Origin of the sequence: Psychrobacillus sp. OK028 (assembly GCF_900103605.1) — a bacterium.
Taxonomy (GTDB): domain Bacteria; phylum Bacillota; class Bacilli; order Bacillales_A; family Planococcaceae; genus Psychrobacillus.
Genome location: NZ_FNHY01000005.1, coordinates 225098 through 237914 on the forward strand (window position 1 = coordinate 225098; position 12817 = coordinate 237914).

Sequence of the window (12817 nt, forward strand, 5' to 3'; positions counted from 1 at the left end):
CTAACCAGAAAAGCATTCGGAAAGGAAGGAGAAGTAGTTCGGGTATCCAAAAGAAAACTTCAAAAACAAAATCACCAAATGTGTATGGAGCATTGTCTTTGCGTTTGTTTTTCCTAATTTCCTTCTTTTTTTCCCATCGCTCACTCACTTAATATCACTTCTCTCCATAAAAAATCTTCTACTATCTATGTCCATCTTTTCTCGCCTGTATATACCCATAATAAGTACAAGTTCCATGCTGGAATAAATCCTTTACCTCAAAACCGCAGTTCTCATAAAAGCTAAAATTATTAGCCGATGTATGGGCGAACCAATCTCCGTGTGGAAGCTTTTGCACACATAATTCTACAAGCTTTTGGCCAATACCCTTTCCACGATAATCCGAATGCACTACTAAATCCATTATATTTGCTGCCATTATTTGATCGGAAATGACCCTAACCATCCCAATCATTTTTTCGCCGTCCCAAACAGTATATGCCCAAGTGGAATTTTCAAATATTAGCGTAAATTTTTCTTTCTGCCAATCTGGCATATGCTTACTCCATCCAGCATCTTTAAAGAGTACCTCTACATATTCAGCAGGAATCCCCTTTGTTCCTTCCCTAATTACAAGCCCTTTAAAATAATGATACATATTTAACTCCCCCTCTTTATACTTAATAGTATATATACTTCATTAAGGTAGATATTCCCTTTTTAATTAAAGCAGAAAGGGAAAAAGATAAAGCTTGTAGAAGATAGAAAGAGTTAAAGGATGTGACTATATGAAGTTAAACAAAAGCTTTCGATCTATCTGGTTAAGTAGTGCCACGTCTGAACTTGGTGGTGCGTTTTTTACCTTTTGCAATTCTATACTCATCTATGAACATACCGGCTCTGCTACTGCACTAGGATTAGTGTGGTTGATTTATTACATACCATCTTTCTTTATGCAGCTATTTATAGGACCATATATTGATCGGTGGAGTCGTAAGTATACGATGATTTGGTGCCAATTAATACGAGCTATTCTTGCAATGCTGTTAGCTATTACCCTATTCTCCGATTGGTTCTCTGTATCACTCATTTATATGGTTCAGGTTATTGACGGATTGATCATGCCTATATTCACGCCTGCCAATCAATCCATTTTACCGACGATTGTCGAAAAAGAATTTCTAGGAAAAGCAAATGCATCGCTTGAAAGCATTCGTCAAGTGATGGCAGTAATGGGACCAATCAGCGCAGGTGTGTTAGCAGACTTTATAGAAGTAGACTGGTTATTAATTATTATCTCGATAGCGTTTTTGTTAAGTACATATAATTTATTGCAAATAAACGAACGTCCTCTAGAACAAGAAATACGTAAAACTTGGATTGAGGAATTTAAAGATGGATTGAATTCATATTTTGAGCAGCCACTAATTGTTTGGTTAGGTGTTTTCTTCGGCTTTGTTCAATTCGGGGTTGGGGTAACGATTGTGACAACACTCCCTTATATTACAACGATTTTAGAACAACCCACTATTGCGTATGGATTCTTTATGGCAGGTTTCCCGGTTGGCTATACTATTGGGGCTTTACTTAGCTCTAAACTGAAGCAGTTGAATGGGCTTGGTGTGTTATTTACCGCCCTTTTTATCGGTGGTTGTACTTATTTATCCTTAGCGTTTACTCCATGGTATTCTTTAGCCTTAGTTACGGAGGCAATCGCAGGTATCGTTATTGCTATTTTCAATATTTATAACATCACATTAATTCAACAACGGATTCCAAATAAACTCATGGGAAAAGTTACATCAGTTCGTTTATTAATCATGCGACTTATGCTCCCACTCGGTATTCTATTTGCCACTATCGCTGTGCAAATTTTAGCTATTCGAACTATGTACTTAATCATCGGAGCTATCATCTGCTCAACCTCTTTAGCAGGTTATGCCTTGTTGAAAAATAAAGAAGAGATAAAATAATTTATCCACCAAAAAGAGCCTTCATACTATTTTTAAAGTAGAAGACTCTTTTCAGGTATTTCTTAAAATTACTTTATATTGAAACTATCCTGTAAATACTTGATCATAAGGGTATCGATAATGTACATTTTTCGGCTTCATAAGAATGAAAAACAAAGTTAAAGGACCAATTCGTCCGATAAACATTACTATACATAAAAGCACTTCACCTATATCACTAATTTGCGATGTGATTCCCATTGATAATCCAACAGTTCCAAAAGCCGATACAACTTCGAATGCTAGAGGTAAAAAAGGTATCTTCTCTGTAATAGTTAATAGGAAGAGAAAGAGAAAGATGATGAATAAACCAATAGTAGATATTGCTAAAGAGCGTATTACTGTCTCCATGCGGATAGTTCTTCCAAATAATTCTGGTTCACTACGTTTATGTAAAAATGAAACTGTAGCCAAAACTATAACCATAAACGTAGTTAGCTTAATCCCTGATGCCGTCGACGCACTGCCTGCTCCTATAAACATTAAACCCATCGTGACAAGAATAGTGGGATCCTCCATGTCACCATAATTTAATGTATTAAACCCTGCAGTACGAGGTGTCACACCTTGGAAGTAGGACACCATTAATTTTTCTTGTAATGGCATAGAGCCAATTGTTGCTGGATTGTTATATTCCAGCACGAAAACCAAGACGATGGCAATAACATTAATAATTATCGTCCCAACAATCATCATTTTCGTGTGAAGCGACCATTGCTTAAATGACTTTTTCTGTTGAATATCGACTACTACAGTAAATCCAATTCCCCCAATTATAAATAATAATGATAAAACGATGTTCACAATAGGATCATTTGCAAAGCCAATCAGGTTATCAGGGAACAAGGCAAACCCAGCGTTATTAAATGCAGAAATTACATGAAAGACACTTAAATATAAAGCTTCCTTAAAACCAAAAGTTGGTATCCAGTGTATGGTTAAAATTACTGTTGCAAAAAGTTGTACTGATAGAACAAATGTTAAAATCAACTTCACTAGTTTTATGATTCCGCCTATAGAATTTTGATTGAATGATTCTTGTATATAAATACGATTTTGTAGACCTATTTTCTTTTTTAAAAGTATGAGTATAGCTACTGCAAAAGTCATTAAACCAATACCACCACATTGAATAAGAACCATTAGCACAAATTCTCCGAATACAGTTAATGTCGTACCAGGGTCAAAAACACTAAGTCCCGTCACGGTAGTTGCTGACGTAACAACGAACAATGCATCAATCCAAGATATGTGGGAAGTAGTGGCCATAGGCAATTTTAACAAAAGGGTTCCAACAAATATTAAAAACAAAAAACTCCCAGCAATAATAACAGGTGGCGATATAGTTCTTCTTTTCTTTTTAATACTTTGCATATGAACACTTCCTAGAACCAAATTTAAGAAACCCTATTTCTTTAGAGAAGCTGAAAATCAGATAAATTACTATTTGGAATGTAACAACAAAATGCCCGTAAGGCATAAGTAATAGCCTAGTGGGTATTAAGCCATTCTCTCTAGCTCCAATTTCACTCTCATAATCCTTACGGAGTTAGCTGTCGGACTAGGGTAAAAGAGTAGCCGCCTAATAGTAGGATTCTCCCTGTGCAGCATAGTAGCCACTAATGATTAACCCTTTCCAAATGGATTAAGCGATATACAAATATGAAATTGAAAGTAATAATACTCCGAAGTCTTGGTCTTGTAAAGAAATATTTTACAGTTCTTTAGACAGTGGAATTTATTCAAGCAAATGAACTATACCTTTAGTGAGTTTTAACATGAGCACAGCAGATACATCTCGCTGATTTTTTGTTCTTTCCACAAGGTGGACATGTCACAATCATTTTTTCACATCCAACGAGTAAAATTGAATACTTTCAGTATATATTATGTTGAAAACAGCCCGATTAGTAAGTAAATAGCTGTTCCCCAAATAAAGATTGCCGAACATTTATTAAACAAAATGAATAGTTGACTAGGTATGTTTATCTTTTTCAATGTTGCACCTAAAATTGCTAAGCCGAAAAACCAAATCCAAGAAATAAAGACACAAGCAATGGTAAAGAAAAGTAATTGTTGACCACTATACTTTACAGCACTTGTCCCAATTACACCGATTGTATCTAATAATGCATGTGGATTAAGGAAGGACACGGAAAGTGCAAAAACAATTTGCTTCTTCAAAGGTAATGCTTCTTTTCCTGATAGGTTCATTGCTTTCGAAGACCAAATCACTTTTCCCATATATAAAAGGAATAGAATTCCTGCAACTAACAAAACAATCCTCAGCCATTCAAGTTGCAAAACGATTAATGATAATCCTAAAATAGCGAGTACGATTAATACTGTGTCACAAATTGCTGCGGTTACCACAGCAGGAAGTGATTTAAGCAGGTTTGGTTGAGTAACTCCTTGTGTAAAGACAAATACATTTTGTACACCTAAAGGCAGAATAAGCCCAAATGCCAAGAGGACACCATGAATAATGGGTTCCATCTCTTCAGCTCCTTTCTTCTCTATCATACCTATGATATAAATAAAGAAAAAGTCCAATTAAATAAATGAATTTCATATCACTTCAAATAAATATTTCGTTATCTTGCTTTTACATACCAAGAAACCCTTATTAACGAAGAAATCCGTGTATACTACACATAAAAGAGGTGATTTCGATGAGTGACAATCAAGAAGTCATGCAATTGACTGATGAACGATGGAAAGCAATTACGCATAATGATCATTCGTATGACGATATTTTTATTTACGCAGTGAAATCAACGGGTATCTGTTGTCGGCCGTCTTGCAAATCGAGGGACCCTAAAAAAGAGAACATTCGTATCTTTAAAGACGTGGAAGAGGCTTTATCAGAAGGGTTTCGACCCTGTAAACGGTGCAAGCCTGGTGGTATACGTTTGCCAGATGAAGAGTGGATAGTCCAAATACAAGAATATATAAACTCAAATTATCATGAATCACTGTCATTGGAAGTATTAGCTGACGTATGTCATGGGAGCCCCTACCATTTACAGCGAACATTTAAGAGAATTATCGGATTGACGCCTACTGAATACATTCAGCAAGTGCGAATTTCGAATGCGATGAAAGAACTTACTACACATATGAAGTCTATTGCAGAAGTCGGTTTTGCTGTAGGACTCCCTAATACAGCCTATTTCATTACATTTTTTAAAAATAGAGTCGGCCAAACGCCTAAACAATATCAAAAAACGATGATGGAGGTCCAAAGAAATGGAGAAAAATAGGGAGAGTACTGTGTATTGGATGCTGTTAAATCGCGGACCATGGACAATGTATATTGCAGCAACAACAAAAGGTCTTTGTTATGTTGGCTCACAGCATGCGCCATTCGAAGAGCTTTCGATATGGGTGAAGAAACGACTTCCTGCTTATGCACTTTCGGAAGATGAGTATGTATTGAAACCCTATGCAATAGAACTGATCGATTACTTGGAAGGACGACGTAAAGAATTCACATTGCCAATGGACCTTCATGGTACAGCATTTCAACAAGCTGTCTGGAAAGTGTTGCAGGGAATCCCGTATGGTCAGACGGTTTCGTACACGGATATTGCCGAACAGATTCAAAAACCAACTGCGGTTCGGGCCGTCGGGACTGCTATTGGTGCAAATCCTGTTTTAATCACCATTCCTTGTCATCGTGTCATTGCAAAAAGCGGAAAAATGACTGGATACAGGGGTGGTTTAGAAATGAAGGAACAACTGCTAGGGCTAGAAAAGTTATAAAGCTTTTCTTGGTAGAATATGTACTTTTAAATAAAAGGTTGACCAATAGATGTAATCATACTATAATTTCGTTTATTATTATTTTTATAAAATGAGCGACGAAAAGAACTTATTAAGCCGGTCTCCCTGTTAGCAGAGAATCAGTGGTTGGTGAAAACTGATGCAAAGATTAGGTGAATTTCATTCTTGGAGCTATTTATATACTACATTTTATTTATGTAGTATAAAACGGATTAAACCGTTATTTTTACCAAGTGGGAAACATCAATTTGTTTCCAATTAGGGTGGTACCGCGTGAATAGCCACGTCCCTATCGTAAAAGATAGTGACGTGGCTTTTTTGTCTTTCGCATATGGAAGACATAATATAAATGGATTGGATTGGTTAGTATGCAAAAAACAGAGCAATGGTCATCAAAGATCGGTTTTATCTTATCAGCAGCTGGGTCAGCTATTGGAGTAGGTGCAATATGGAAGCTCCCTTATGTTACTGGTATTAGTGGAGGAGGGGCATTCTTTCTTCTGTTTATCTTATTTTCATTGTTTATGGGCTTTCCGTTATTATTAGCTGAGTTTGTTATTGGTAGAAGCACGCAAAAAGAAGCAATTAGTGCGTATCGTAGTCTTGCTCCTAATACTAATTGGCATTGGATTGGGAGATTAGGGGTATTCACCAGCTTTCTTCTATTGTCTTTTTATAGTGTAATTGGTGGTTGGATTTTAATATATTTAGCAAAAGGACTGTTTGGTGGAGTAATTAGTGAAGGCGCAGATTATGGGGCTGTCTTTGACATGACTATTGGAAATCCTCTCTTGGTTATTATTGCTCAATTTGTATTTTTAGCTATTACAGTTTTAGTGGTAGCAAAAGGGATTCAAAATGGGATTGAAAAAGTAAATAAAATTTTGATGCCCGCTTTGTTTGGACTATTTATCGTTCTAATCATCCGCTCCCTAACATTAGACAACGCTATGGAAGGGGTAAAATTCTTTCTAGCACCCGATTTCTCGAATATCACATCTGAAAGTGTCCTCTTTGCAATGGGACAAGCCTTTTTCTCTTTAAGTGTGGGCGTATCAGTCATGGTTACTTATAGTTCCTATCTTTCTAAGAAAGAAAGCTTGATACAACCAGCTATTTCTATTGTTTCCATGAATTTGTTGATTGCTTTGTTGGCAGGTTTAGCAATTTTCCCAGCTGTATTTTCACTTGGTTTAGAGCCAGCTGAAGGACCTGGATTGCTATTTGTTGTATTGCCTGCTGTATTTGATCAAATTGTTTTTGGAGAAGTATTCTTAATAGGTTTTTTAGCATTATTTTTATTTGCTACATTAACTTCAGCTTTTTCCATGTTAGAAATAATTGTGGCTTCTATTGTTAAAGGTAAAGTAGAGAAGCGAACTAAATACGCTTATATTATCGGGATTTTAATATTTTTAGTAGGAATTCCTTCCGCTTTATCCTATAGTATTTTTGCAGACATTTTAATTTTCTCGAAAAGCTTGTTTGATTCTGCCGATTATTTAGTTAGTAATATTTTAATGCCATTAGGGGTACTTTCAATTTCTATTTTTGTCTCACATAAGATACAGAAAAGTACTTTACGAGAGGAATTATTACAGCATTCTCGTTTTGGTGCCACTGCCTTTAATATTTGGTTCTTTATCATGAAATACGTTATCCCTTTAGTTATTATCATCGTATTTCTTGATGCTACTGGGATACTTGATAAAATAATATAAATGGAAAGTGGCAGAGACAAACTTTCCCCCAAAAAGAATAAGACTTGATAATCTTTTGTCTATAAAATAAAGAAAAAAACGTGAAATCAATTGACTGATTTCACGTTTTTAAATTTAAAAACCAGTTATGTCCCAATCTCTTTTGTTCTAAATGTAGTTCTGTTATTTGGCAGATAGTTCGCTTTCCGTTACCCACTTGTGGTTTTTCACTTCTGCTCCACCTGAAGTCGGAGTGTAATCGACCATGTATACGGTTGTACGTTCTGCAGATTCAATTACTGCAGTAGCACCTTCCATACCAGACATATGATCAGCTTCAATAGTAACTTCTGTTCCTGGTTCTAGCGTTTTATCCCCAGCGTCTTTAATCTCTTCCTGAATGACCCATTTATGATTTTCCACTCTTTCTCCACCAGACGTAGGTGTATAAGAAATGACATAGGCAGTTGTATCATAGGCACCGACAATAGTTGCCTCTGCACCCTTCATACCTTCCATATGATCTGTTTCCAGAATAGCTTTACTTCCCACTTCAAAAGTAGGATCGTCAGCTACTTTCAAGCCCTCAGGAACCTCGCCTGTACTAGAGTGTTCCATATTCGAATGGTCCATGTTTTCATGAGTACTCGTTTCCTTGTCATCACCAGCACATGCCGACAACGTAAATGCAGCAACCAATGAAATGATTCCTATAACTACTTTTTTCATCGTCATCCTCCTCAATCGAAGCTATAAACTCTCAACGCACATGCTTTTCTAGTTTTACTTTTTGTAGACGTAATGCGTTCAACACAACGGATACAGAGCTGAATGCCATAGCTGCTCCCGCTACCCAAGGTGCAAGTAAGCCTACTGCTGCAATTGGTATACCCAATGTATTATAGCCGAACGCCCAAAATAGATTTTGTTTGATATTTCTCATTGTCTTATGGCTCATAATTATTGCATCCGCTATGCTATTTAAATCACCTCGGATCAATGTGATATCTGCAGCTTCCATGGCAACGTCTGTTCCTGTACCAATGGCCATTCCAATATTAGCAACCGCTAGAGCTGGGGCGTCATTAATACCATCTCCAACCATCGCAACCTTTTTGCCAGCTACTTGAAGTTTTTTTACTTCTTCCGCTTTCCCTTCAGGAAGTACTTCAGCAATGACATGGTCAATTCCAACCTCTTTACCGATTGCAGCTGCAGTACGTTGATTATCACCTGTCATCATAATCACTTCGATATTCATCTCGTGTAAACGTTCAATGGCTTTTTTAGAAGTTTCTTTAATCGTATCTGCAACCGCAATTAGTCCGGCAAACTGGCCGTCAATACTTGCGAGCATGGCTGTTTTCCCATTAGCCTCAAGTTCTTCCATAGTTGTTAGTATGCTAGATATTTCGACGTTATATTTATTCATTAGCTTCCGAGTGCCTACAAGAATTACTTTCCGATCAACAATTGTTCTTACTCCATAGCCCGGAATTGCTTCAAACTCCTGAGCTGCCTCGAATAGAATACCTCTATCCTGAATTCCTTTTACAACTGCTTCCGCAAGTGGATGTTCTGATTGTTTTTCAGCTGCACCGATTAAAGATAGAAACTCCTCTTCAACTACGCCACTCGCCACAATTACATCCGTCAGTTCTGGTTTTCCGTTTGTGACTGTACCTGTTTTATCTACAATGACTGTATCAATATGGTGAGTAGTTTCTAAATGCTCTCCACCTTTAAATAGGATTCCGAACTCGGCTGCACGACCTGAACCAGCCATAATAGAGGTAGGTGTTGCAAGTCCGAGTGCACATGGACAAGCAATTACAAGAACAGCAATCAGCGCTTCCAAGGCAGGAGTGATTTCACCAGGGTTCACCCATATGATCCAAACTAAAAAAGTGATAATTGCAATACCTATTACAATCGGCACGAATACACCAGAGATTTTATCTGCAAGCCTTTGAATAGGCGCCTTTGAACCTTGTGCATCCTCTACCACTTTAATAATTTGGGCAAGAGCAGTATCTCTTCCGATTTTTGTAGCTTTCATTTTAAGAAAACCATTTTTATTGATTGTTGAACCGAACAATACATCTCCGACTGCTTTGTCTACTGGAATACTTTCGCCAGTAAGCATAGATTCATCGACAGCGGTGTTTCCTTCTAGTACTTCTCCATCGACCGGTATCTTTTCACCAGGCTTTACTAATATTGTGTCCCCAGTTACAACTTCTTCAAGTGGTATTTCTATTTCTGTTTCATTTCTTAATACTAAGGCTGTTTTAGCTTGTAGTCCCATAAGCTTTTTAATGGCTTCGGACGAACGCCCTTTTGCTTTTGCTTCAAACAGTTTCCCTAATATAATTAGCGTGATGAGCACCGCACTCGTTTCAAAATAGAGATTTGCTGTATGATGTTCACCTGTAGTAATAATAGCTTGATAGACACTATAAAAATAAGCTGCCGATGTGCCCATTACTACTAGCACATCCATATTGGCACTGCCATTTCGTAACGCCTTATATGCACTTACATAAAACTGACCTCCTATGAGAAATTGAACCGGTGTCGCTAAAGCCATCTGCACCCACGGATTCATAAGGAATTCTGGCATATAGATAAACGACGTGAATGAAAAGTGACCGACCATTGTCCATAATAATGGCAATGACAATATCGCTGCGATGATAAACTTTCGCTTCTGGATTTGAATAGCTCGCTCGCGATAATCGACAGCTTCCTTTTCGTCTTCTTTATTGATTGCTCCATACCCCAGTTTTTCCACTCGACCTATAATATCTGAAACAGAAACTTGTGAAGGGTTAAATTCTACAGTTGCATTTTCCAGTGCCAAATTGACGTTTGCAAAGGACACACCTTCTAGCTTGTTAAGACCTTTTTCAATCCTCGTTGCACAGGCTGCACAAGTCATTCCAGTAATGGCAAATTCCTTATTTTCCTTAGCAACCCCATAGCCCAAATCCTGAATTTTCTTTTCCAAGTCGCCATTATTCAATTTTTGAGGATCATATTTAATCAATGACTTTTCCAGCGCCAAGTTCACATTGGCTTGCTCTACACCGTCCATTTTATTTAACCCTTTTTCAATTCGTGTTGCACAAGCAGCACAGGTCATTCCAGTAATTTGTAAACTGGTTTCTTTAATTTCACTACTCATCTTATTTTCACCTCTCCTTTATATACTACCAGGGGGTATAATTTTATGAAAGAAAGAGAGTGCCTTTATAGCACTCTTCTCTACTTATACTACATCGTATCCTTGATCATCAATTGTTTCTTTAATCACATCTAGTGATACTTTATCTTCTTCAAATGAAACGTCCACTTTACCTGATTCTAAATGAACTTTTACTTCATTTACTCCATCTAACTTTCCTACACTGTTCTCAACAGAGCTAACGCAGTGACCACATGACATTCCTTGTACGTTTAGTGTTACTTGATTTACCATTTAAATCCTCCTCTTATTTTTTCATTAATTTTTGAATCGTTACTAATAATTCATCCAGTACTTCATCGTCACCTTCCGCTAGTCTATCTACTACACAGCCTTTTAGATGTCCTTGCAAAAGTACTTTTGCTACACTGTTTAAAGCAGATTGAGTTGCAGAAAGTTGGGTAATAATATCATCACAATAGACGTCTTTGTCTACCATTCCTTTTATTCCTCGAATCTGACCTTCAATGCGATTTAATCGATTCGTTAGATCTTTTTTTACATAGTCGGGATGATGACTTTTTCTACAAGAATGATCAGATGTGATTGTATTCTCTTCCATTACACTATCCAACTATTCAACCTCCTATTTTTTCTTACTATCATATTACAGTACCTGTAGGGGGTATGTAAAGTGTAATGCTTTTTATTAAGGAAAATATAATTTAGAGTTCCAAATATAAAGTTGACAAAAAATATAAAAGCACATAATATGTTTATATGAATATATTATCATATATAATTTTTGTAATAAGTAACAATGGAGGAATTTATATGGCGGATAATCATAACCATTCACATGGCGCAAATAAGAAAGTGTTACTGATCTCGTTTTTCATTATTACCAGTTACATGATTGTAGAAGTAATAGGAGGATATTTGACAAACAGTTTAGCCCTTCTTTCAGATGCTGGACATATGCTAAGTGATGCAGTATCACTTGGGATTGCCCTAATGGCATTTACGTTTAGTGAAAAAGCAGCAAATGCTAGTAAGACCTACGGCTATAAACGTTTTGAAATTTTGGCAGCAGTATTCAATGGGGTAACACTGATATTAATTGCGCTCTATATTTTTTATGAGGCATTTCAACGTTTTACTAACCCACCAGCCATAGCAACTACGGGAATGCTAGTTATTAGTAGTATTGGGTTAGCTGTGAATATTCTTGTAGCTTGGATTATGATGAGAGGCAGTGATACGAAAGGCAATTTAAATATGCGTGGGGCATTTCTTCATGTGATAAGTGATATGTTAGGCTCTGTTGGCGCTATTATTGCAGCTCTTTTAATCATGTTTTTAGACTGGAATTGGGCTGATCCACTAGCAAGTGTCATTGTCGCCATCCTTGTTTTACGCAGCGGTTACTATGTGACAAAAGCTTCCCTACATGTATTGATGGAGGGGACTCCTCAAAATGTAAGTGTAAATGACGTCGCTCAAACTATTGAACAGACTAAGGGTATCATAGGCGTTCATGATTTACACATATGGTCTATTACAAGCGGGTTAAATGCACTTTCTTGCCATGTGGTAGTCGAAGAACAAATGACGATTGCAGAAGGCGAAAAAATACTACGTAAAATCGAACATGATTTAGAACATAAAAATATTCAGCATGTGACGATTCAACTAGAAACTGCTGCCCATAGACATGATAATTCCATTTTATGTACTGTAAAGGCAACTGAATCTGATTCCCATGCACACCACCATCACTAAACTACGGAGGTTTTGAAAAGTATGCGCGAAGAAGTACAAACTAATACACATGAATTAGATGAAGAAACTCTGTTTGTCGTATCCCAGACGTTTAAAGCTTTAAGTGATCCAACACGTATTCGCATATTAAATTTACTTTGCTGTAACGAGCATTCTGTGAATGATATTGCAGAGGAACTAAATTTAGGCCAATCAACAGTATCCCATCAACTTCGCTTTTTGAAAAATTTACGATTAGTAAAGTTCCGACGTGAAGGAACAACCTTATACTATTCAAGCGATGATGACCATATTATGAATCTATTGCATCAGGCTATTGATCATGCAAAACATTAATAAAAAATGTTCTACTAAAAACTTATGGTACTTTT

The 12817-nt window shown here is 36.9% G+C and carries 13 protein-coding genes and 1 other annotated feature; of the genes, 6 read left to right on the top strand and 7 right to left on the bottom strand.

Going from position 1 to position 12817, the window contains the following annotated elements:
* Positions 1–181: 181 nt before the first annotated feature.
* A complete protein-coding gene (locus BLR36_RS10820; RefSeq protein WP_093061754.1) occupies positions 182–637 on the bottom strand; it encodes a GNAT family N-acetyltransferase in 456 nt (151 codons plus the stop codon).
* A gap of 130 nt (positions 638–767) precedes the next feature.
* On the opposite strand from BLR36_RS10820, the gene BLR36_RS10825 reads away from it, so the two are divergent.
* Positions 768–1952: an MFS transporter gene (locus BLR36_RS10825; RefSeq protein WP_093061755.1), complete on the top strand. Its 1185-nt coding sequence runs from the start codon at positions 768–770 to the stop codon at positions 1950–1952.
* An 84-nt stretch (positions 1953–2036) separates the two neighbouring features.
* Here BLR36_RS10825 and BLR36_RS10830 read toward each other — a convergent pair whose 3' ends face one another.
* Positions 2037–3365, bottom strand: coding sequence for a TrkH family potassium uptake protein (locus BLR36_RS10830; protein ID WP_093061756.1), 1329 nt, complete (start codon positions 3363–3365; stop codon positions 2037–2039).
* Positions 3366–3878: 513 nt separating this feature from the next.
* Entirely contained in the window at positions 3879–4487 is a 609-nt protein-coding gene (locus tag BLR36_RS10835; protein WP_093061757.1) for a LysE/ArgO family amino acid transporter, read from the bottom strand.
* Positions 4488–4663: 176 nt separating this feature from the next.
* Here BLR36_RS10835 and BLR36_RS10840 point away from each other — a divergent pair, with 176 nt between their 5' ends.
* The 3 genes from BLR36_RS10840 (at position 4664) to BLR36_RS10850 (ending at position 7498) form a co-directional block, all read left to right on the top strand.
* Complete coding sequence (locus BLR36_RS10840; RefSeq protein ID WP_093061758.1) at positions 4664–5254, top strand: bifunctional transcriptional activator/DNA repair enzyme AdaA; 591 nt, start codon at positions 4664–4666, stop codon at positions 5252–5254.
* The gene (locus BLR36_RS10845; protein ID WP_093061759.1) at positions 5241–5756 is read left to right on the top strand and encodes a methylated-DNA--[protein]-cysteine S-methyltransferase; all 516 of its coding nucleotides are present in this window, start codon (positions 5241–5243) and stop codon (positions 5754–5756) included. The genes BLR36_RS10840 and BLR36_RS10845 overlap by 14 nt, the downstream gene beginning before the upstream one ends.
* A gap of 89 nt (positions 5757–5845) precedes the next feature.
* Positions 5846–6071: a binding site (T-box leader), on the top strand.
* Between the two features lie 74 nt (positions 6072–6145).
* Positions 6146–7498, top strand: a complete 1353-nt coding sequence (locus BLR36_RS10850) for a sodium-dependent transporter (protein WP_093061760.1) — start codon at positions 6146–6148, stop codon at positions 7496–7498.
* 162 nt (positions 7499–7660) lie between these two features.
* Here the strand turns inward: BLR36_RS10850 and BLR36_RS10855 are convergent, their stop codons facing one another.
* The 4 genes from BLR36_RS10855 to BLR36_RS10870 form a co-directional block, all read right to left on the bottom strand.
* A complete protein-coding gene (locus tag BLR36_RS10855) occupies positions 7661–8206 on the bottom strand; it encodes a YdhK family protein (RefSeq protein ID WP_371326717.1) in 546 nt (181 codons plus the stop codon).
* A 31-nt stretch (positions 8207–8237) separates the two neighbouring features.
* Positions 8238–10664, bottom strand: a complete 2427-nt coding sequence (locus tag BLR36_RS10860) for a heavy metal translocating P-type ATPase (protein WP_093061762.1) — start codon at positions 10662–10664, stop codon at positions 8238–8240.
* 84 nt (positions 10665–10748) lie between these two features.
* Positions 10749–10958, bottom strand: coding sequence for a copper chaperone CopZ (gene copZ, locus BLR36_RS10865; RefSeq protein WP_093061763.1), 210 nt, complete (start codon positions 10956–10958; stop codon positions 10749–10751).
* A gap of 13 nt (positions 10959–10971) precedes the next feature.
* Positions 10972–11286 carry a metal-sensing transcriptional repressor gene (locus BLR36_RS10870; RefSeq protein ID WP_093061821.1) on the bottom strand — a complete coding sequence of 105 codons (315 nt, stop codon included), beginning with the start codon at positions 11284–11286 and terminating at the stop codon, positions 10972–10974.
* A 212-nt stretch (positions 11287–11498) separates the two neighbouring features.
* On the opposite strand from BLR36_RS10870, the gene BLR36_RS10875 reads away from it, so the two are divergent.
* Both BLR36_RS10875 and BLR36_RS10880 read left to right on the top strand, forming a co-directional pair.
* Positions 11499–12446, top strand: coding sequence for a cation diffusion facilitator family transporter (locus tag BLR36_RS10875; protein ID WP_093061764.1), 948 nt, complete (start codon positions 11499–11501; stop codon positions 12444–12446).
* A 21-nt stretch (positions 12447–12467) separates the two neighbouring features.
* Positions 12468–12782: an ArsR/SmtB family transcription factor gene (locus BLR36_RS10880; RefSeq protein WP_093061765.1), complete on the top strand. Its 315-nt coding sequence runs from the start codon at positions 12468–12470 to the stop codon at positions 12780–12782.
* Positions 12783–12817: the final 35 nt, after the last annotated feature.

Coding starts and splice junctions, on each gene's coding strand:
- BLR36_RS10830 (WP_093061756.1), bottom strand. CDS start 3,365: ATGCAAAGTATTAAAAAGAAAAGAAGAACTATATCGCCACCTGTTATT.
- BLR36_RS10845 (WP_093061759.1), top strand. CDS start 5,241: ATGGAGAAAAATAGGGAGAGTACTGTGTATTGGATGCTGTTAAATCGC.
- BLR36_RS10840 (WP_093061758.1), top strand. CDS start 4,664: ATGAGTGACAATCAAGAAGTCATGCAATTGACTGATGAACGATGGAAA.
- BLR36_RS10835 (WP_093061757.1), bottom strand. CDS start 4,487: ATGGAACCCATTATTCATGGTGTCCTCTTGGCATTTGGGCTTATTCTG.
- BLR36_RS10875 (WP_093061764.1), top strand. CDS start 11,499: ATGGCGGATAATCATAACCATTCACATGGCGCAAATAAGAAAGTGTTA.
- BLR36_RS10860 (WP_093061762.1), bottom strand. CDS start 10,664: ATGAGTAGTGAAATTAAAGAAACCAGTTTACAAATTACTGGAATGACC.
- BLR36_RS10870 (WP_093061821.1), bottom strand. CDS start 11,286: ATGGAAGAGAATACAATCACATCTGATCATTCTTGTAGAAAAAGTCAT.
- BLR36_RS10825 (WP_093061755.1), top strand. CDS start 768: ATGAAGTTAAACAAAAGCTTTCGATCTATCTGGTTAAGTAGTGCCACG.
- BLR36_RS10820 (WP_093061754.1), bottom strand. CDS start 637: ATGTATCATTATTTTAAAGGGCTTGTAATTAGGGAAGGAACAAAGGGG.
- BLR36_RS10850 (WP_093061760.1), top strand. CDS start 6,146: ATGCAAAAAACAGAGCAATGGTCATCAAAGATCGGTTTTATCTTATCA.
- BLR36_RS10855 (WP_371326717.1), bottom strand. CDS start 8,206: ATGAAAAAAGTAGTTATAGGAATCATTTCATTGGTTGCTGCATTTACG.
- copZ (WP_093061763.1), bottom strand. CDS start 10,958: ATGGTAAATCAAGTAACACTAAACGTACAAGGAATGTCATGTGGTCAC.
- BLR36_RS10880 (WP_093061765.1), top strand. CDS start 12,468: ATGCGCGAAGAAGTACAAACTAATACACATGAATTAGATGAAGAAACT.